Annotated in this window: 17 protein-coding genes and 1 other RNA gene; 1 reads left to right on the top strand and 17 read right to left on the bottom strand. The window is 59.8% G+C overall.

Annotated features, from left to right (window positions below; all coding sequences use genetic code 11):
* Positions 1-208: 208 nt before the first annotated feature.
* The 11 genes from ssrA to rsmI form a co-directional block, all read right to left on the bottom strand.
* Positions 209-593: a transfer-messenger RNA gene (gene ssrA, locus A3EC_RS12740) on the bottom strand.
* 78 nt (positions 594-671) lie between these two features.
* Positions 672-1,316 carry a TetR/AcrR family transcriptional regulator gene (locus A3EC_RS0106125; RefSeq protein ID WP_018024301.1) on the bottom strand — a complete coding sequence of 215 codons (645 nt, stop codon included), beginning with the start codon at positions 1,314-1,316 and terminating at the stop codon, positions 672-674.
* A 114-nt stretch (positions 1,317-1,430) separates the two neighbouring features.
* A complete protein-coding gene (smpB, locus tag A3EC_RS0106120) occupies positions 1,431-1,931 on the bottom strand; it encodes an SsrA-binding protein SmpB (protein ID WP_018024300.1) in 501 nt (166 codons plus the stop codon).
* Between the two features lie 15 nt (positions 1,932-1,946).
* The gene (locus A3EC_RS0106115) at positions 1,947-3,788 is read right to left on the bottom strand and encodes an ABC-F family ATP-binding cassette domain-containing protein (protein WP_018024299.1); all 1,842 of its coding nucleotides are present in this window, start codon (positions 3,786-3,788) and stop codon (positions 1,947-1,949) included.
* Between the two features lie 49 nt (positions 3,789-3,837).
* Complete coding sequence (locus A3EC_RS11575) at positions 3,838-4,815, bottom strand: 4-(cytidine 5'-diphospho)-2-C-methyl-D-erythritol kinase (RefSeq protein ID WP_018024298.1); 978 nt, start codon at positions 4,813-4,815, stop codon at positions 3,838-3,840.
* A 27-nt stretch (positions 4,816-4,842) separates the two neighbouring features.
* Positions 4,843-5,715, bottom strand: a complete 873-nt coding sequence (gene rsmA / locus A3EC_RS0106105) for a 16S rRNA (adenine(1518)-N(6)/adenine(1519)-N(6))-dimethyltransferase RsmA (protein ID WP_018024297.1) — start codon at positions 5,713-5,715, stop codon at positions 4,843-4,845.
* 21 nt (positions 5,716-5,736) lie between these two features.
* Positions 5,737-6,879 (bottom strand): resuscitation-promoting factor, encoded by a 1,143-nt coding sequence (locus A3EC_RS0106100; RefSeq protein ID WP_018024296.1) that lies wholly within the window; start codon positions 6,877-6,879, stop codon positions 5,737-5,739.
* Between the two features lie 109 nt (positions 6,880-6,988).
* On the bottom strand, positions 6,989-7,828 hold the full coding sequence (locus A3EC_RS0106095) for a TatD family hydrolase (RefSeq protein WP_018024295.1): 840 nt from the start codon (positions 7,826-7,828) through the stop codon (positions 6,989-6,991).
* A 21-nt stretch (positions 7,829-7,849) separates the two neighbouring features.
* Complete coding sequence (gene metG / locus A3EC_RS0106090; RefSeq protein WP_018024294.1) at positions 7,850-9,691, bottom strand: methionine--tRNA ligase; 1,842 nt, start codon at positions 9,689-9,691, stop codon at positions 7,850-7,852.
* A gap of 46 nt (positions 9,692-9,737) precedes the next feature.
* Positions 9,738-11,519 carry a BCCT family transporter gene (locus tag A3EC_RS11570; RefSeq protein WP_018024293.1) on the bottom strand — a complete coding sequence of 594 codons (1,782 nt, stop codon included), beginning with the start codon at positions 11,517-11,519 and terminating at the stop codon, positions 9,738-9,740.
* 146 nt (positions 11,520-11,665) lie between these two features.
* Positions 11,666-12,553 (bottom strand): 16S rRNA (cytidine(1402)-2'-O)-methyltransferase, encoded by an 888-nt coding sequence (gene rsmI, locus A3EC_RS0106080; RefSeq protein WP_018024292.1) that lies wholly within the window; start codon positions 12,551-12,553, stop codon positions 11,666-11,668.
* Between the two features lie 35 nt (positions 12,554-12,588).
* Between rsmI and A3EC_RS0106075 the strand changes: the two genes are divergently transcribed.
* Complete coding sequence (locus tag A3EC_RS0106075; protein ID WP_018024291.1) at positions 12,589-14,115, top strand: dolichyl-phosphate-mannose--protein mannosyltransferase; 1,527 nt, start codon at positions 12,589-12,591, stop codon at positions 14,113-14,115.
* A gap of 6 nt (positions 14,116-14,121) precedes the next feature.
* Here A3EC_RS0106075 and A3EC_RS11565 read toward each other — a convergent pair whose 3' ends face one another.
* The 6 genes from A3EC_RS11565 to glp form a co-directional block, all read right to left on the bottom strand.
* Positions 14,122-14,850, bottom strand: coding sequence for a zf-HC2 domain-containing protein (locus A3EC_RS11565; protein ID WP_018024290.1), 729 nt, complete (start codon positions 14,848-14,850; stop codon positions 14,122-14,124).
* A gap of 21 nt (positions 14,851-14,871) precedes the next feature.
* Entirely contained in the window at positions 14,872-15,273 is a 402-nt protein-coding gene (locus A3EC_RS0106065) for a DoxX family protein (protein ID WP_018024289.1), read from the bottom strand.
* Between the two features lie 63 nt (positions 15,274-15,336).
* Positions 15,337-16,128: a ferritin-like domain-containing protein gene (locus A3EC_RS11560; protein WP_018024288.1), complete on the bottom strand. Its 792-nt coding sequence runs from the start codon at positions 16,126-16,128 to the stop codon at positions 15,337-15,339.
* Positions 16,129-16,521: 393 nt separating this feature from the next.
* Entirely contained in the window at positions 16,522-17,769 is a 1,248-nt protein-coding gene (gene sepX, locus A3EC_RS0106055) for a divisome protein SepX/GlpR (protein WP_018024287.1), read from the bottom strand.
* A 100-nt stretch (positions 17,770-17,869) separates the two neighbouring features.
* Positions 17,870-18,544, bottom strand: a complete 675-nt coding sequence (locus tag A3EC_RS0106050; RefSeq protein ID WP_018024286.1) for a GNAT family N-acetyltransferase — start codon at positions 18,542-18,544, stop codon at positions 17,870-17,872.
* Between the two features lie 36 nt (positions 18,545-18,580).
* Entirely contained in the window at positions 18,581-19,849 is a 1,269-nt protein-coding gene (gene glp / locus A3EC_RS0106045) for a molybdotransferase-like divisome protein Glp (RefSeq protein WP_018024285.1), read from the bottom strand.
* Between the last annotated feature and the right edge of the window lie 7 nt (positions 19,850-19,856).

The following is a 19,856-nucleotide window of genomic DNA, read 5'->3' as shown; positions in this document are numbered from 1 at the left end:
AGCTGATGTATTCCAGCGTGGTAGAGCCGGTTCAACCGACCGGCCACCACGAGATGAATAGGCCCCCAATCCTCCACAGCCGATCGCTAGGTTACCTCTTTCCCTAAGTTGACGCATTACGCCTTAGGGCGGCATTGCGTTTCTAGCGAGGCTGGGAGATGCACGAAACAACAAACCCCCAGCTCCTACATAGGAACTGGGGGTTTGTCAGTGGAGTCGCCGGGAATTGAACCCGGGTCCTTCGTCTCTTTGCTAGGGCTTCTCCGTGCGCAGAATGGCGGTTTTCGCCTTACTCGACCCTCTGACTCAGCCAAACATGTTCAGAAGACGGGCCCAGTCACCAGTGTGGTGTCCCCCTGCACTCCCGGTGACTCAGGTGCGGGGTGAGTCATCTAGCTGATGCCAGGATCCGGACCGATGACCCGTCCGGGCTGACAGACACGCGGTCGCTGGGTTAATTAGGCAGCGAGGGCGTAGTCACGCTGAGAGTTCTTCTCTGCGTTTATTGGTTGCTACGACGCTTACGGTGGTCTCTAGCCTGCACCGGCACGCTTCCCCTAGCTAAATAAACGAAGTCGAAACCGATCGACCCCATTTGCCGCTCAGCGGGTACGCACTTCAACCAAGCGGATAATTCATCCTAGCCGCCTTATATCACAAGGTCAAGAGCCTTACGCGCCAACCGTCCCGCAGCTTCGTTCGCAGTCACTGAGGTAGTTGAGCACCTGCACCCCAAACTCTTCGCGCGCAGCGTCCAACCCGCCAAGCACCTGCGCCAGCGCATCCACCGAAAATGCTGTGGTTTGAATCATAAACAGCAGCATCGTAGCCATACGGTGTGCGTCACCCTGCCGAATCAATCGACCACCGCCCCCACAGCCGGAGCTTTGTGCTTCTTGAACCTGCTTAATCAGCGTTTCCATCCGCTGGTTCGCCAGCAATTGCGGCGGCGCTTGATTCTGGAAAATCGCGAAGGTGAACACGCGCGGATCCGATTCAATCAGGGACGCGTACAGCTCATTGGTCCGCAGCGCAGTTTCCAAAGCCAGCACGCATTCCACAATCTCGTTAACGGTCGTGGCGTGGTCTGGTATCACTTCCAGCACTTTCATTGCGTCAGCACGCAACACCTGTGCCAACGCTTCGTCCACGCTTTTATATCGCACATACACTGTCGGCCGGGATACTCGGGCATCACGGGCAATCGACGCAATGGTCGTCTTTCGCACGCCCTGGTGGATGAAGCTGGCACGTGCTGCTTCATGAATCACTGAATCGATGGAGTTCGTCCGATTCACAGTGTTGTTGATAGTCATGTGCGTTAACCCTAACGGCATTAACTAAAGCCTAGTTTGTGTGCAAAGCCATCCTACTGATAGCTATTTTCATCACTCTACCTGGAATTATAGGAAAAAAATAAATGTACTGCACTAGGCGTTGATGCCCTTGATTTTCCGGCCCAGCTCCCGAGTAATCTCTCGCTCTTCCGTGCGACGTTTAATATCCTGCCGCTTGTCATAATCCTGTTTACCCTGCGCAAGCCCAAGTTCGACTTTCATCCGGCCGTTCTTGAAATACAGGCTCAGCGGTAGCAGGGTTTTATTGCCGTCACGCACTTTGCCCATCAGCGAGTCAATCTCCCCGCGGTGCAGCAGCAGTTTGCGGTTGCGTTTCGGCGGGTGGTTCGTCCAGGTGCCATGCGAATACTCCGGGATATGCAGCCCGCGCAGCCACACTTCACCGTCATCGATGGTGGCAAAAGCGTCAACCAGGCTCGCTTTGCCTTCCCGCAGTGCTTTCACCTCGGTACCTACCAGCGCAATGCCCGCTTCGTAGGTCTCTAGGATATTAAAGTCATGCCGAGCTTTCCGGTTCGTCGCTACGATACCGGCGGATTCAATCTTGCTGCTCTTCTTCGACTTCTTAGCCATAGACGTTCAACCGTACTACCCTTCCAGCTCTTCACCAATCTCCAGCCAGCGCATTTCGAGCCCTTCGCGCTGCTCAGCTACTTCCTGACGTTCCTTATCCAACTCCGCCAACTTCGCGGTATCCAGGTTGGCGATGTCCGCGCTCACGGCCGCCAGTTCGGCCTCCAGCTGCGTTTCCTTCTGCTGCAGTTTCTGCATCTGCCGTTCAATCTTCGACATTTCCTTATGCAATTCCCGCTGCTGCTGGTTGCTCAACTTTGGTGCGGCCGTTGCGGTTTCCGCGGTGTCCCCGCCCTTCTGGGCTTGTTGACGTTTTGGGGCAGCCCCACCAATGTCCGCAGCCGCAAGCTCCCGACGTCGCGCCAAATAGGATTCGATTCCTCCTGGCAGGTTGGTCAGCTTGCCATCGCCAAACAGTGCATAAGTGACGTCACAAACTCGTTCCACCAAGTAGCGGTCGTGCGAAATGATCACGAGTGTGCCCGGCCAGTTATCCAGCAGGTCTTCTAGTTCCTGCAGGGTGTCAATGTCCAAGTCGTTTGTTGGCTCGTCAAGAAGCAGTAGGTTCGGCTCGGACATCAGGACGCGGGTCAGCTGGAGCCTGCGGCGCTCACCACCGGAGAGGTCTTTGATCGGGGTGCGCTGCCGTTTCGGGGAAAAGCCGAGCCGCTCCGCTAGCTGCGATGCGGTCAGTTCACCTTTACCGAAATCGATGCGCGCCGCGACATCTTCAACAGCATCGAGCACACGCATGTCCATTGGCAGATCATCGAGTTCCTGGCGCAGCCAACCCAACCGCACCGTTTTGCCTTCGGTGCGTCGGCCCGATTCCAATTCCTTTTCCCCAGCAATCGCCCGCAACAGTGTGGTTTTACCGGAACCATTCACACCAACGAGGCCGATGCGTTCGCCCGGCGCGAGCCGCCACGTCAGGTCTTCGACCAGCACTCGACCATCCGGCGATGCCAGCGTCGCATCTTCCAGGTTCACCACAATCTTGCCTTGGCGGCGCTGCGAGAACTTCATCAGTTCAATCTTGTTTCGCGGCGCCGGCACATCCGCAATCAGCGCTTCAGCAGCTTCAATGCGGTAGCGCGGCTTCGAGGTGCGCGCTGGTGCACCGCGGCGCAACCAAGCCAATTCTTTGCGCGCCAGATTCTGGCGGCGCTGTTCCATCGCATCGGCTTGGCGCGCTCGTTCCGCCCGGGCAAACGCCCAGTCGTTATAGCCGCCTTCATACACATCAACCTGTCCGTCATGGACTTCCCACGTCAGCGTCGCCACTGTGTCAAGGAACCAACGGTCGTGTGTGACAACCACGAGGGCGCAGTCCCGGGCCAGCAGGTGCTGCGCCAGCCATTCCACGCCTTCAATATCCAGGTGGTTGGTCGGCTCATCCAGCACCAGCAGGTCAAGTTCGCGCACCAGCGCCGCACCGAGGTTTGTGCGACGGCGTTCGCCACCGGACAGCTCCCCTACTTTCGTGTCGAGCCCCAAATCTGTCAGGCCGAGGCCCTCCAGAATGTCACGAATCCGCGCCTGCGAGGCCCATTCGTACTCCGCCAGCCCCAACGGGGCTAGCACGACATCAGCAATGGTGGCGTCGTCATCAAGATTGGCCTGCTGGGTCACCACAGCCATCCGCAGGTCCGTCATATGCGAAACTCGGCCGGAGTTCGGCTCTTCGGTATGCGTCAACACGCGTAACAGGGAGGATTTACCACCGCCATTAAGGCCAACAACGCCGATGCGGTCGCCCTTTTGGACGCCCAGACTCACCTCGTCCAGCACCGTCTTCAGGCCATAATTCAGCGTCACATTTTCCGCATTGACCAGGTTTACTGGATGGGCTGCCACGAACTACCTCACTCCGATTGTCGTTTTACGTGTCCAACTACTTAACCAGTTACTTCACTAAATGCGCGCCAGTGGCTGGCGAACTGGTCGTGAGCACCCGGCCACATTCTGGGTTAGCCGCCAGCTCATCTGCCACCTGCAGTGCTACCTCCGCCGACTCGCACAGGAAGGCACAGGTCGGACCGCTACCCGACACCAATGCGCCCAACGCCCCAGCGTCGGTCCCCACCTGCAGGATGCGAGCGACATCAGCGCGCATCTCCGTTGCAGGTATCTGCAGGTCATTGTGCAAGTGCTTTGCGACGGATTGGATGTCAGCGCTAGCTAAAGCACGCAACAATTCCATTGGCTGCGCAAGCCGCGCATAGTTATCTGGCCGGGTTAGGTCAGTGCGCAGTTCATCGAGGCGACGGAATACTTGTGGTGTGCCGAGTCCCTCATCAAAAAAGGCTAATGCCCAGTGTAGCTGCCCACGGGTGAGCACCTGGGTCAACTCTTCCCCACGACCGGTACCAATAGCGGTCCCGCCATGCAGGCAAAACGGCACATCAGAACCAAGTTCCGCCGCGACTTCGAAGAGGTCTTCGCGAGTCAGACCTAACTGCCACAGTTCATTCGCCGCCACCAATGCTGCTGCCGCATCAGCGGAACCACCAGCCATACCACCGGCCACCGGAATCGCTTTGTCGATATGAATGTCGACTGGCACGCATTCATCCGAGCGGACGAAACCGCGTTCCATCGCTAGGTCGATTGCCCGCCACGCCAAATTGGACTGATCGGTGGGGATGTCGGCGGCATCTGGGCCGGCAACCGTCAGCTTATGGACCGCAGACTCCGCGGACTCCAACGCCCAATCCAACGGAGTCAAGGTGACGCGAGTTGCCAAGTCCACCGACTGAAAAACGCTCACCAAATCATGGAAGCCGTCGCTACGGCAATCCCCAACCCCCAGGTGCAAATTCACCTTGGCGTGGGCAACAGCGGTTACTGGGGCGGAGCCAGCATTGCGGTGGTCATAGTTCACAATGCCGTCATTGTACTCAAGGCGCTTCTAGGACAGCTGCGCGAGGTGCACAAACTGCGCGGTAGTGAGCTTTTCACCCCGCAACTTCGGGTCAATGCCCGCCGCCACCAGCGCCTGCTCCGCGGCAGCTGGGCTGCCATATACCGTGCCCAATGCCACGCGAAGTGTCTTCCGACGCTGAGCAAAAGCGGCATCCACCAGCGGCCACACTTTCCGCCGCAGTTCTTCCGTCACGGGCCACGGCGCGGTGTTTTCGTCAAAAAGCTCCATATAGACCAAGCCGGAATCAACTTTCGGCACTGGCCAGAATACGTTTGGGCCGACGGTTCCGGCGCGGCGGACGGTGCCATAAAAACCGGCCTTGACCGATGGGACGCCGTAGGTGCGGCTGCCCGGTTCCGCGGCGAGGCGTTCGGCGACCTCCAACTGCACCATCACGAGGACGCGGCGCAGGGACGGAACCTCTGCCAGCAGATGCAGCAGCACCGGAACCGCGACGTTATACGGCAGGTTCGCTACCAGCGCCGATGGGGCGCCAAGGTCCGCGCCGGAGACCACCAGCGCGTCAGAGAGCACCACGTCGAGGTTCTCGGCTTTGCTCGGTGCCCGCTCCCCCACGGTCGTCGGCAGTTGGGCAGCAAGCGGCGGGTCAATCTCAATCGCTGTGACGTGCCGTGCGACCTCCAGCAGCGCCAACGTCAGTGAACCCAGACCGGGGCCCACTTCAACGACATGGTCATCGGCGGTGACACCACCGGCGGTAACAATGCGCCGAACCGTATTCGGGTCGTGCACAAAGTTCTGGCCCAGTTTTTTCGTAGGCGAAATACCAAGCTGCTCGGCGAGCGTCCGAATTTCAACGGGGCCAAGCAGTTGGACAGTGGAGTTTTGGTCGGTCACAACTTCAGCGTAGCTACTGGACTACCGCAGGCCCATCTTCGCAGTACAGGCTGGCCATGCTCCCCAACCCTGACCTGCGCGAACCTTCTCGGCAACCGCAATCTGCTGCTCACGGGAGGCCATATGGGCTGCTGGGGCGTACTCAGTGCCGCCGAATGCTGCCCACGTCGATGGGGTGAACTGCAGGCCACCGGAGAAACCATTGCCGGTGTTAATCGACCAGTCGCCGCCAGCTTCGCACTGTGCCAGCTGGTCCCAGACGCTGCCGTTGGCGACAGCTGGTGCTTCATTCTTTGGCTTGGTGCCACGAGTAATCTTCGCGGCTTTCGCGGCCTTCAGTTCCTTCGCGGAGACGGACTTCCGGTCAGATTCCTTACCGTTGACCATGGTCACGGTGTACAGAACTTCCTTTTCACCGTCGACGCCCTCTTCGGTGACTTCTTCGTCACCTTCGGTCATTTCTGGGTCATCGGTGTACTCCGGCTTCGCTTCAAAGGTTTCAGTCTCGGTGACCTGCTTCTTCTCCACACGAGTGATCTTGATGGCGGTGCCGTCAGTGACCTTCGCATCCAGCGCCGGGGTGACCTTATCGTGTTCGCCAAGTTCGACACCGCGCTCTTCAAGGACTTCCTCGACGGTGGAGCCAGCAATGTTCATCTTCACGGTGCGGCCAGCGCCGTCTTTGACGGTGATGTCGTGTGGGGTGCGCACCTTCACTTCCATGCCGTCATCAGGGATTTCGGCATTGAGTGCAGCGTTGGTGACGGTTTTACCGTCTAAGTTTCCGACCTGTTCAACCAGCTCATCGATGGTAAGCGCGGTGGACATAATCTGCTTGTTTTCCCCGTCAATCGACAGGGTCACTGGGCGCAGGTTCCGAACGGTAATGGTGTCGTTATTCGCCACTACTTGGTCAATGCCCGGTGTCACTACGCTTTTATCGCTGACCTCAATGTTGGCCTGCTTCAGGACGGAGGCAACATTGCCGCGCACGGTGGTCAGCTCGACGGCTTCCCCGTTGACGTCCAGGGTGATGGTTTTCGCGTTGGCTACTGCAGCACCACCGCCAGCTACCAGGGTCATCAGCATGCCGCCGGTTGCTAGGCGCAGCGTGGTCGATGAAGAGCTATTCAGGCGGTTAATAGTGCGCTTGTGTCGTGCCACTGTGAGGTACTTCCTAAGTCTTTAGCTCGGCTGGCCGGTCTTCAATGGCCGAGCAAACAATGAACATCACAATACGATAACAGCAACCGCTTGTCGAATGGTTTTATTTTTAGCTGATGTCGTAAATTCGTCGCGCATTTGCGGTCACAGTGGCAGCCAATTCTTCTGGCGCATCCCCCCGAACATCGGCGAGCAACCGCGCGGTATGGCCAATAATCCCAGATGAATTGCGGGATCCACGGAATGGTTCCGGAGTCATATACGGCGCATCGGTCTCCACAAGAATCTGATCCTGCGGGCACAGTTTCGCTGCGGCGCGCAGTTCGTCATTGCGCTTAAATGTGACGTTTCCCGCAAAAGACAGCACATATCCGCGCTCAATCGCCTCTTCCGCCACCGCCAGCGGCGACGAAAAGCAATGCAAAATCACCGTTGTTACCGGTTCGATATCCGCCAGCACCCGTAGCAGGTCCGTGTCAGCTTCTCGGTTGTGAATCATAAGGGGCTTATTGACGGATTGGGCCAGCTTCGCATGCCACCGCAACGATTCTTCTTGCTCTTCCCGGTTCGCACAGTTGTCCATGTCTTCGAGCCAGTACCAGTCCAGCCCGGTTTCCCCGACTGCCACGACCCGCGGCTGCGCTGCCAATTCAGCCAGGCGCGCTTTCACATCGTCGCTGTACACCAGCTCTTTCGCCCGAGTCGGGTGAATGGCAACGGCTGCCCACACCCGCGGGTCCATGGTGGCGTGTTCCGCCGCAAGCTCGGCCTCAGCTAGGCCATCGCCGACGGTGCAGACTCCCACCACGCCAGCTGCTTCCGCCTTATCCAGCAGTTCTTTGACCTCTTCGGCAGTCTTGGCACCAGTACTGGCCAAGTGGGTGTGCGCGTCAAATAGTGGGGTCAGGTATTCAGCTGGTTGTGCAATTGGGCGGGGTTTGCGGGCCATTGCGGCGGGGTCTCCGTTCTCCTATTCGGATTCTTTGGGCTGCACCGGTGCCCATTCCGGACCGGTTTCGCCAAGCTCCACGTCCAGCTTCTGGAATAGTGGCTTGGGCTTCGCCAGTTCGGTTCCTGGCTCCATTGGGGTACGACCCCAGTGCGCCTGCTGGTCCTGGTAGTTGCCGGTGATGATTGGGTAGCTGCGGCCAGCCTCTGGCACGCCGACGCCCTGCACTTCGACATCAAAGTCGTCGGTGACTTCTTCAATCTGTGGCATCGCAGCCCAGATGCCGGTGCGGCCCAGGGTTTCGTGAATCTTCTGCGCACTTTCCGGCAGGTATGGCGTCAACATGGTGTTGACATCCGAAACCACCTGCAGTGCAGTATGCAGCACGGTCGCGAGGCGTTCGCGCTGGCTCTCATCCTTCGCGAGCTTCCATGGTTCCTGCGCAGCAATGTACTGGTTTGCCCGACCGGCAATGCGCATCGCTTCGGTGATACCTGCCTTGAACCGGGATTTGCTCAGTGCGTCGCCAACAAGGTCGAAGGCGGCGGCAGCTTCGTCAAGCAGCTCGAGATCGGCGTCAATAAGCTCCCCTGGGGTTGGCACCGCGCCGAAGTTTTTGTGGGCCATGGACACCGTGCGGTTGACCAGGTTGCCCCACTCGTTCGCCAACTCATTGTTGACGCGGCGCACGAATTCATCCCAGGTGAAGTCGGTGTCGTTGTTTTCTGGGCCGGCAACTGCGATGAAGTAGCGCAGTGGGTCGGCGCCGAATTCCGCCAGGAAGTCCTTGACGTAAATGACGACGCCCTTGGAGGAGGAGAATTTCGAGCCGGACATGGTCAGGTACTCGGAGGAGACAACCTCGGTTGGCAGGTTCAGCATGCCGAACTCGCCTGCGTCGCCGCCCTTAGCGCCGGTGCCCTGGTAACCGAGCAGTTCTGCTGGCCAAATCTGGGAGTGGAACGTGATGTTGTCCTTACCCATGAAGTAGTAGGACTCGGCGTCGGCATTCCACCACTTGCGCCATGCTTCTGGGTCGCCGCTGCGCACGGCCCATTCGATGGAGGCAGACAGGTAGCCAACCACCGCGTCAAACCACACGTACAGCTTCTTAGCGTTGTTATCTGCCCAGCCGTCCAGTGGAATTGGCACACCCCAGTCGATGTCACGGGTCATCGCGCGTGGCCGCAGGTCCTCCAGCAGGTTCAGGGAGAACTTCAGCACATTCGGACGCCAGTCTTCGCGTTCCTTCAGCCATGCGCCGAGCGCTTCAGCGAGGGCCGGCAGGTCCAGCAGGAAGTGTTCCGTTTCAACGAACTTCGGGGTTTCGCCGTTGATTTTCGACACTGGGTCGATGAGGTCGGACGGGTCGAGCTGGTTACCGCAGTTGTCACACTGGTCACCGCGGGCGCCGCTGGCACCACAAATTGGGCAGGTGCCTTCGATGTAGCGGTCCGGCAGGGTGCGGCCAGTCGATGGGCTGATCGCGCCCATGGTGATTTGGCGGATCATGTAGCCATTGTCGTGCAGGCCACGGAAAAGCTCTTGCACCACGGCGTAGTGATTACGGGTGGTGGTGCGGGTAAACAGGTCGTAGGACAGGCCAAGGCCCGCCAGGTCCTGCACAATCTGCCGGTTGTAGCGGTCCGCCAGTTCCTGGACGGTGACGCCTTCTTTTTCGGCTTGTACCAGCAGCGGAGTGCCGTGCTCGTCGGTGCCGGACACCATCAGAACGTCATTGCCCGCCATTCGCTGGTAACGGGCAAACACGTCCGATGGCACACCAAACCCGGCCACGTGGCCAATATGGCGGGGACCATTTGCATATGGCCAGGCAACAGCAGTCAGCACAGTCTTCGACATGGGTAACAAGCCTAGTGGACGCGGGGTACTTCAGTGCACCGGGGGTTTATTTGAACTTCAGAGCTTTTTGACGAGCACGTTCGTCGCGCTGGGTTTGCCGTCGAAGTTGGTTTTCGCTGCGGCGCTGCGCCTGTACTTCCTTGCGTTCAGCGGCTTCGCGGATGCGGCGCTCACGGGCCATCTGCAGCGCGAAGATACGTTGTTCGCGCTGGTCCAGGTACATCGGGTCTTGTGTGAGGCCGCGGGTAAGCGAAATCATCAGGCCGATAATGACGAAGACGAATGGTGTAGACGCCAAAATGGTGACCGACTGGACATTACCCAGGGCATCTTCACCGCCGGTGAGCAGCAGCAACAGTGCAATCGCGCCGGTGGCAATACCCCAGAAGGCCACGACCCAGCGGGAGGTTGCCAGTCGGCCGTTCTGGCTCATGGTGGCCATCACGGTTGAGGCAGAGTCCGCGGAGGTGATGAAGAAGGTCGCCAGCAAAACCATGGCAATCATCGAAGCGGCGGTGCCAGCTGGGAAGGAGTCCAGCAGGCCGAAGAGCTGTTCTTCCACCGAGTCAGCGGCGATTGATTCGCCGGCCTGTTCGGCCTTAATCGCCGAGCCACCGAAGATGGCGAACCAGACGACGGACACCGCTGATGGCACCAGCAGCACGCCGAAGACGAATTCGCGGATGGTGCGGCCGCGGGAAATGCGGGCCAGGAACATACCAACGAATGGGGACCAAGACAGCCACCATGCCCAGTAGAAGATGGTCCAGCCGCCGAGCCATTCACCGGCGGTGCCATTTGCGGAGTCCGCGGTGCGGCCCGCCATCTCAAAGAACTGGTCGAAGTAGTTGGCAATGGATGTTGGGATGAGGTTCAGGATGGCGACCGTTGGGCCCAGCACAAAGACGAAGAGTGCCACCAAGCCAGCCAGCACCATGTTGGTGTTGGACAGCAGTTGAATACCTTTACTCACACCCGACAGTGCTGAGGCCAGGTAGCCGAGTCCCAGGATGACCACGATGCCCACGAAGGTGAGGTTGCCTGGGTTAGTAATGATCTCATTAATCGACAGGCCGGCCTTAATCTGTGCCGCGCCCAGACCCAGCGAAGCTGCGGTACCGAAAACGGTGGCGAAAATTGCGAGCGCATCAATGAGCTTGCCGATGACGCCTTCGGCGGCGCGGGCACCAATGAGCGGGATGAACGCCGCGGAAATCAGCTGCTTACGACCCAAGCGGAAAGAGCCGTATGCGATCGACATGGCAACAATGGCGTAGAGCGCCCACGGGTGCAAGGTCCAGTGGAACATGGTGGTAGCCATGGCAGTGCCAACCTCATGTGGCTGGTGGCCAGGTACGCCATCGGAGTAGTAGGTCAGCGGTTCGGCAGCACCGTAGAACATCAAACCGATGCCCATACCGGCGGCGAACATCATCGCAATCCAAGAGACGTAGTGGAACTCCGGTTCCTCATCATCTTTGCCCAGTTTGATGGCACCGAAGCGGGAGACGGCGATTGCCAGCACGAAGAACACCAGGATGGTGCCATTGAGGACAAACAGCCAGCCGAAGTTGTCGACAACGCTGCTCAAGGTGTCGTTGGCGAAGGTGGCGAAGTGGTCTGGGGCGATGAGGCCCCACAACAGAACGGCGACGATCGCGATTCCGGCCATGCCGGTCACAGTCCAGTCAATGAGGGGACCATCGGTATCGTCGATTGCCAACGGGACATCCTCCTCGGTTGGCAATGGTGCGGTGGTTTCAGTGACGACGGTAGTGTTCGGACTCTCAGCTTCTTCTATCGACTCGCTATGGTTCTGCTCAGACATAACTTCCAGGGTTACGCAGATTTCCCTGGTTGGCTAATCACTGAGCGTCAATGTTGCCACTCGCCGGCACACTGTTATCGCGCCGTGATGTGCTCCACCGCTGGGTGTCCCCACCAACTGGGACAGACATTACATTGACATAACAATTAAGATTTCTCGGCGATGGTAGCGTCATAAAGCTCATTGACGGACACCCCAGCAAAGCCCGCCGCAACCTGTCGGCACGCCGCCTTCATCCGCATCCCCTGCCCCACCAACTCCTGCACCTGGCTGACAAGCTCCGCCAAATCCGGGGCAGCGTCAGCAGCCGACGCGCCCTCAATGACCACGGTGATTTCACCGCGCGCACCATCGACCGCCCAAGCCGCAAGCTCCGCGAGGGTGCCTCGGCGAACCTCCTCATGCAGCTTCGTCAGCTCGCGGCACACCGCCGCCCGCCGATCCGGGCCAAGCACCGCAACTGCGTCCGCCAACGTCTTATCCAACCGATGGGGCGACTCAAAAAAGCACACCGCACGACGTTCCGTGCGCAGCGTCTCCAGCCAGGCCCGGCGCGCACCCTGCTTCCGCGGAGCGAAACCGTCGAAAGCAAAATGACCAACGTTCAGACCCGACAGCACAAGGGCGGTTGTCACCGCTGACGGGCCCGGATGACATGTCACTGGCACATCCGCGTCGTGGGCAGCCTGCACAATCGCCAACCCCGGATCCGACACCACCGGCATGCCCGCATCCGACACCACCAGCACCATGCGCCCTGCTTTCGCCTGCGCAATCAAACCTTCCGTGCGTTCTGCTTCATTGTGGTCGAAGTTAGACACCACCTTCGCGCGCAGTTCTACCCCCAACGCGTTCGCCAACTGCCGCAGCCGACGAGTGTCCTCCGCAGCAATGACATCGGCCTGCGCCAGGCCCATCCGCAGCCGGTCAGTGGCATCGCCCAGATTTCCTAGCGGAGTTGCAGCCACCACAATGCCACCCCGAATTGGAGTCTGGGAAGTATCGAGTTCACCCGACGGTTCATGCATGGTCATGCCCCCATCGTTACACACCAACTATTGTCGGGGAGGTGACAGCCACGACCGAAGCGCAACCAACCGCGCCCACCACCTTCAAACATCCCGTGCTTGCACCACCGCGGCACTACCCGATGTTGGCGGCAGACTGGGCAATATTTGGGCTCTTCGGCTTCTTGGCGCTCCTCACACGCTTCATGTATTTGAACCGGCTCAGCGACGCTGGCACCCCGATTTTCGACGAAAAGCACTACGTCCCGCAGGCGTGGCAGATTCTCCGGTCAACCGACAATGCGCTGGTCGGAGGCATCGAAGACAACCCTGGATTCGGTCTGGTGGTCCACCCACCCCTGTCGAAGCAAATCATGGCAGTCGGAGAGTTCTTCTTCGGCTACACCCCATTGGGCTGGCGATTCATGGCAGCGCTCGCAGGCATCGCCGTGGTGCTGCTGGTGATGGCTATTGTGCGTCGCCTCACCCACGACCGCTGGGCGACGTTTGCAGCCGGTGTCCTTGCCATTGGTGAAGGAGTCTTGCTGACGAGCTCCCGCGTGGGGATGCTCGACATTTTCCTTACAGCCTTCGTCGTACTCGCCGCCTATTTTCTCATCGTGGACCGCGACGACGTCCACCGCCGGATGCACAGCGCTTATCTAGCTGGCCGGGTCTCTGTGAGCAGTCTCGGGCCGCGCTTTGGTGTGCGCTGGTGGCGTTTCGGTGCTGGCATTGCCTTGGGCCTGGCGTTGGGCGTGAAGTGGTCCGGACTGTATTTCATTGCCGCGTTCGGGCTGCTGACTTTCGGCTTCGACTGGGCATTGCGCAACCGCTACGGGGTCAAGCGGCCCCTTGTCGGCACCCTGCTGCGCGATGTGCCCGCTGCAGTGGCGTCCATTGTGCTGGTGCCAGCGGCCGTTCACCTGTGGCTATGGCGGGCCTGGTTCGCCTCCGAGACCAGCGTCTACCGGCACGTTGCCGGCACTGACACCGCCCCGCGCGAAGGACGGTCCGGTTTGCTGCCAGAAACTCTGCAGTCCTGGGTGTACTACCAAAACTCCGTGCTCGGCTTCCACGGTTCACTAACCACGTCTTCCGGCCATAAGCATCCATGGGAGTCCAAGCCTTGGCAGTGGCTCTGGTCCGGCCGCCCAATGCTCTACTACAACAAAGAAACTGACGGCTGCGGCGGAAAGTGCCACGAAGCGCTCATGCTTTTCGGCAACCCGGCCGTGTGGTGGCTGCTTGTCCCCGTCATGTTGCTGGCCACGTGGCTGTGGCTAGTGCGACTATCGCGGCGATGGGCACTGCCAGTTGTCGGGTTCATTGCTTCCTGGGCACCGTGGGTGGTCACCTACGACCGGCAGATGTACTTCTTCTACGCCACTGCGATGATCCCATTTGTCATCATTGCGCTGGCCATGCTGCTGGGGAAGCTGCGCCGCGCGCCATCCGGAGCCCTGTTGTACAGCATTTACCTTGGGGCCGTGACTGCCCTGTTCTTGTTCTTCCTCCCGCTGATGGTCGGTTTGGAAGTCTCGCAACTCGGGTGGGAGCTACGGATGTGGCTGCCGTCGTGGCAGTAACCGTCACTAAGCCTGGAAACCGTCAACCGGCCGAGCGGCAATGCCCCGCAACGCTGCGGACAGGTCTGGCCGGCCGAAAACCGTACCCACCCAAATCACCGCAATGGCCAGGCATGCGGTGACCAGCAATACCTGCGCCGCAATCGTGCTGAGCGTGAGGTAACCCAAGACCAGGTCGCGGGTAGAAAACCCCAGTGAAAACGCGGTGTATGCACCGAAAATCGGCAATGCCCCTGATGCCGACTGCGGTCGCCATGCCACCCAGAACAGGCCGAATGCCAACGCAATGCGGCTGGCCGCGGCGTCCACCAGCAGGCGCGCCGTAACGGGGTCCTGGGCTTCGCCGGCCGGGTTATTGGCAGCGGTGGTCAGCGGCAAGAACTGATCGGCAGCAGTTGTCCCCACCAGCAATTGCACCGCCCAGACCAGCAAAAACACCGCGACGAGCACCACGGAGATGCGGGCCAGCGCAATCGCCACCTGCCAGCCGGATACTCGGCGACGCGGCGACTGATCCATCGTCGACAAAATGGCATCCGACAGGTCTGGAACCTGCAGCTCAAGCTCTGGGGCTAGCCCAACGGAAAGCTTGCGGTTAATCGCGACCGCTTCATCGAACCACCGTTGGCAGTCCGCGCAGCCCGCAAGGTGGGCGTCGACAATATCGTCGTCAACGCCGCTATCCTCGCCGTCCAGACGAGCCGATAGTGCCCGCCGAACTTCCTGGCAGTCCATGGTGAAACCCTCGGTGAATCCTTAAGTGAACAGCTTGTCTAAGCTGGCGCGGCCTGCACCAAACGCAATCAGAATGATCAGCCCGCCGAATAGCGCTAACACTAATTCGGAACCACCGTCGGCAACAAAAATGCCATTCGTGGCGTGCGCGAACCAAAAGGCCAGCAGCATCTCCAGTGCCAGCACCGCGGCAACCGCTGTGGTCAGCAAACCGAGGATGAGCAGGCCGCCACCAAGCAGCTCCACGAACGCGGCAATCCACGCCGACACCGCAGCCTGCGGCACCCCCAGCGCCGCAAACTGGCCGCCGGTCTCTGGCATCGTGTCGACAAATACCTTGTCCCAGCCATGCGCAATGAAAATGACGCCGAGGATCAGACGCAGAACGACGAGCGCGGCATCACGGACCCAAGGATTATTCATGGCTAACAAGATACCTGTTTCAGCTGCGGAAGTGGCGGCACCATTCCGGGATACGGGCTGTAGTTACCAGCCGCCGCGACCGTGACCCGGCCCCTTACCGCCGTGGCCTGGGCCGTTACCGCCCTGACCTGGACCGCCGTGGCCCGGCCCCATCCCGCCACCGTTCAACCCGCGTGTAAACGCCTGCAGATGCCGCTTCGATGCCTCAATCAGGTTGCTATATGCCGACTTCAAGGCTTCATCGGTCGCGGCATCCCGCGCCTTCTCCAGGTCGGCAATGTCCTGCTTCTCCAGCTCGATTCCCACCTGGAAAGCTTCCGTCCGCGAGGTCAACCCCCGTTCCAGCCATCCGTCATACAGCGCCTGCAGCTCCGGGAAAGCGTAGGTGCCGGCAGGCAGCCCTTCCCCGGCGCGCGGCACCCCAGCTTCATCCAGCAGTTGTCCCAGCTGCTCCATGTGCATCTGTTCCGAATTCGGGATGTTCTCGAATTGCCGTGCCGGCCACTTCTCCCCAAGCGCCCGGTACAGGTCCCGCGCCATGCGCTCTTCTTCTTGCAGCAGCTGCAGCGTGGCCAGCTCATCGCTCAGCTGCGGCGAGGTTTCCTTCGGTTCCGGTTGCGGGTTCGTTTCGGTGTTGCTGTCCCCGCCGCCAATGGGGCTTGTTGACGAAAGTTTGGACGTCGCTTTAAAGAAGCTCACGAGAGCATCCGAAGAGCCGACGGCTCCCGCATCTGCTGGCTGCGCAGCCGCGGTCGGAGCGACGCTGAGTGCAAGAGCTGCTGTTGCTGTGACAGCAAGAGTGCGAGTCCATCGTGCGCCGGTTCGCGGAGCGCGGGAGTTGTTGAATCGTGCCATTGTTGGCTACTACCTTTCTGATTTTTCTGTGGTGCCGACATGGTGGCATAGGAAATGCACAATTTGAGCGACGATCCAGCCGTTGTTCCTGAGGTCACGCCCAATCTGAGATTGCCTTGTGAATATCGCTATATTCAGGCATTTTGGGAACTTCCGACTTCCCGAGGAATGGGGTACCGCCAGTGACTCCCACCACTTATGCCCACTGGTGTGACCTATGGATTGATAGATCAACTATCGACACAAATAGAAATATGGCGGAAGGTAAGCAAACACAAAAGAAGGGCCTCCCGAACCCCTTCGGAAGACCCTTCAAATCCACATTTCTTCTAGTAAATGCGTTGTCAAAATCGTAGCAGCGGCACCGGTCTGCAATGAAATCGCGAGCTACCCCTAGCCCGCGTGTCGGTGGTCCTCATCGGAGAACTCATCGTCAAGCTCTGGATGCCACTCGGTGTACTCCAGGTGTTCGAAGACTGGATCTTCGTCATCAATCTCCAGCACCACAGCGCCTGGGCGACGCAGTCGCTCCGGGATACCCATCTCGTCGGCGGCAGCAGTACGCACACCAAGTCGCGCGCGACGCAGGTAGTGAATTCGGCGCTTCCGCAGGGCCTTTTCCGCCAGCACCGTCTTACGCAGGTACCACAGGTACGCGCCAAGCAGTCCGGCAGCAGCCACTGGCACCGCCCACATCAGCGCCGACTTCAGCACCACAGCGGCAATCAGGGAGGCCACCAGCACACCAAGCAGCACCAGTACCCAGCGGCGACGGCGCTGGAATCGCAGCTCCGCATAGTGACGTTCTGCTTCCGGGTCCAAGTAGCCGCGGCCCTTTCGCCGACGCAGGAACTCGAGGTCCTCTTCGGTCAGCTCATCTGGGCTGTCCAACAGCGCTGCTTCATCCGCCGCGTCGTCCGCTGCGCCCTCAACAGCACCTGTTTCGTCCAATTGGCCATCAACCCCACCGGCGCCAGCGGCCACAGCATCATCAGCATCGGCAGTGGTTTCGGAGCCGTCAGCTTCCGCAAACTCCGGGTCACTATCCCCTGCGAAGCTGCGGTCCAAAGCTTCCGGGTGCTCGCTTTCGTCATCAAGCACCATCAAATCTTCCGGCAGGACGTAGCTGGACATCCATTCTTCATCCGCCGCGTCATCAGCCAGCACGTCCGTGCTGACCGAATCATCAGTGCTGTCCGCAATGATAGGGCTTGGTGACGTTAGCTCCGCCGCAGACTCAGATTCCGCATCGTCAGCATCTTCGGTATCGGTAGCATCATTAGCATCGTCGGCGTCATCAGCATCGTCGATCTCGACGGCTTCGAGTTCCAACACCTCATCACCATCAATGATGGCTTCCGGTTCATCCTCCACAATCAGCTGAGCTTCTTCGTCGCTCAGCTCGTCGGCGTCCACCGTTTCCAAGTCGTCGAGTTCTGGGTTGTGCTCACGGATATCGGCCCGCGTCACCTGCGGGCGACGCTTCCGAGTCGGCAACTCCGAGCCACCTTTGTGCAGCACACGGGTCTCGGTGAGGGCATCGGAGGTACGACGAATCGGCTTCATCGACTTGACCGCAAGTGGCGCCAGCACAAAGAGCCAGACCACACCGATCAGGATGAGCAGGAGGGAACTGGACAACGGACGGCCACCTTCCTGAATATGGATAACTGGCTTTACAGGTTAGTGATGAAGTTACTCAAGCCCGTGCAAACACGCCGCCGCATGCGTCACAGAAGCATCACAACAGCTCTAACTTACCGGCCGCAGCCAACCTCGCCACCGCAGAGCGCCGATGCTCCCCTGCTACCTGCGCCACCAACAAGTGGTCCTCCCAGCGGCCATCAATATGCAAATTAGCGCGCAGCAACCCTTCCTGCCGAAAACCATTCGCCGACAACACCGCACGCGACGCAGCATTATCTGGGCGCACCGTCGCCTCCACGCGATGCAACCCCACTGGGCCAAATGCATGGTCCACGCCAAGGGCCACCGCAGCAGTTGCCACCCCGCCGCCAGTGAAATTGCTATGCACCCAATAGCCAATCCAACAACTGCTGACCGGACGATGCGCAATATTTCCGAGCGTTAACTGTCCAGCGAAGTGACCATCGACCTCAATGACCATCGGCACTGCCGCCCCCGTCAGAGCCAAATGCCGCAACTGCTGAAATGATGAGCGCCAGCCCTGCCGGTCATGGGCCTGCGCCCACTCCCCTGCCACCGTCGGCTCATACGGGCGCAGCAACTCCTCATCCGAGACCCGTAAACGTCGCCACGCATCGCCATCAGCCCACCGCAATGGCCGCAACCCCACGGTGCCGCGGCGCGTGGCAACCTGCTCGGTGGAATATGGCCACCCGGGATGCATCGCCGAGTGTTTGCCCTGGCCAACGGGCGGCGCTGAAAGATACACCGGTAGCGAACCTTCCGTGAAGAAGCTGCCGCAGACTTAGCTGCGTTGGGACAAAAAGAGCACCTCGACAACATCACCCGGACGGATATCCGTGATGTCGTCTGGGATAACCACCAAACAGTTCGCTTCTGCCAGCCCCGCTAACAGGTGCGACGGCGCGCCAGTAGCTGCGCCCAAAGGCTGCACCAGATACTCGCCGGTATCTCGGTCACGCATCAGCTGGCCGCGGATATAACCGCGTCGACCCCAGACCGAGTCAACTGGTGAAATCACCCGAGCAGCAATAGTGCGACGGCGTGGGTTACGTTTGCCCAAGGAAATGCGAATCAGCGGCCGCACCATCACTTCAAATACGACCAACGCAGACACCGGATTCGACGGCAGCAAAAACGTCGGAATCTTATCGTCACCAAGCGTGCCGAAACCCTGCACCGAACCTGGGTGCATGGCAACGCGACTGACATCCAACTCGCCCAGTTCGGCCAGCACCTCGCGGAAGCGGTCCGCCGCGGCGCCACCGACAGCGCCGGAAATGACTAACACTTCGCTGCGCAGCAACTGCGACTCAATGATTTCCCGGATTTTGCGCGGCTCGCCGGACACCACACCCACGCGGTGCACCTCGGCGCCCGCCTCCCGGGCAGCAGCTGCCAGCGCATAGGAGTTCACGTCGTAAACCTGGCCGAGAGTTGGTTCGCGGTCAATATCGACCAGCTCCGCGCCGAAGGTCACAATCGACACCCGGGGCCGCGGATGGACCAGCACTTTCGACCGGCCGACTGCCGCAAGCAACCCCACCTGCGCCGGACCAATAATGCTGCCGGAGCTGACCGCAACATCGCCGGGCTGAATATCGTCACCAACGCGGCGCACAAAGTCGCCGGTTTTCACTTTCCGGCGCGGCGACACGCGCTTCTGCCCACGGTCAGACCAGCTCAGCGGCAACACCGCATCAGCCAGAGTTGGCAGCGGCGCACCGGTTTCCACCCGCACTGCCTGCCGTGGTTGCAGGCGCAGTGGGTGTTTCGAGCCAGCGGAGACATCGCCAACCACCGGCAGTGACACTTCCGCGACACTGTCATCGGCAGGGGCGTCGGCATCGTCACCGGTTGGTCGCGGCGTCATATCGACCGCGCGGACGGCGTAGCCATCAATCGCCGATTGCGGGAACCCGGGCAGCGCAACAGTGGCTTCAACTTCTTCGGCACACATCAAGTCGAGTGCTTCGGAAATGGCAACCCGAACTGGCTCCGGGCTCACCGCCGCCGCGGTGATCAGAGCCTGTTGTTCTTCCACTGAACGCATCTGCGTG

Source organism: Corynebacterium ulceribovis DSM 45146, from assembly GCF_000372445.1.
GTDB classification, from domain to species: domain Bacteria; phylum Actinomycetota; class Actinomycetes; order Mycobacteriales; family Mycobacteriaceae; genus Corynebacterium; species Corynebacterium ulceribovis.
The sequence above is the reverse complement of the archived record's forward strand: the minus strand, read 5'-3'. Positions and strand labels throughout refer to the sequence as shown.

What these genes read in the sequence shown, in the direction of transcription:
- A3EC_RS11570 (WP_018024293.1), bottom strand. Translation starts at nt 11,519, where the DNA reads ATGTCTGAGCAGAACCATAGCGAGTCGATAGAAGAAGCTGAGAGTCCG.
- A3EC_RS11560 (WP_018024288.1), bottom strand. Translation starts at nt 16,128, where the DNA reads ATGGCACGATTCAACAACTCCCGCGCTCCGCGAACCGGCGCACGATGG.
- metG (WP_018024294.1), bottom strand. Translation starts at nt 9,691, where the DNA reads ATGTCGAAGACTGTGCTGACTGCTGTTGCCTGGCCATATGCAAATGGT.
- rsmI (WP_018024292.1), bottom strand. Translation starts at nt 12,553, where the DNA reads ATGACCATGCATGAACCGTCGGGTGAACTCGATACTTCCCAGACTCCA.
- A3EC_RS11565 (WP_018024290.1), bottom strand. Translation starts at nt 14,850, where the DNA reads ATGGACTGCCAGGAAGTTCGGCGGGCACTATCGGCTCGTCTGGACGGC.
- A3EC_RS0106065 (WP_018024289.1), bottom strand. Translation starts at nt 15,273, where the DNA reads ATGAATAATCCTTGGGTCCGTGATGCCGCGCTCGTCGTTCTGCGTCTG.
- smpB (WP_018024300.1), bottom strand. Translation starts at nt 1,931, where the DNA reads ATGGCTAAGAAGTCGAAGAAGAGCAGCAAGATTGAATCCGCCGGTATC.
- glp (WP_018024285.1), bottom strand. Translation starts at nt 19,849, where the DNA reads ATGCGTTCAGTGGAAGAACAACAGGCTCTGATCACCGCGGCGGCGGTG.
- A3EC_RS0106095 (WP_018024295.1), bottom strand. Translation starts at nt 7,828, where the DNA reads ATGGCCCGCAAACCCCGCCCAATTGCACAACCAGCTGAATACCTGACC.
- A3EC_RS0106125 (WP_018024301.1), bottom strand. Translation starts at nt 1,316, where the DNA reads ATGACTATCAACAACACTGTGAATCGGACGAACTCCATCGATTCAGTG.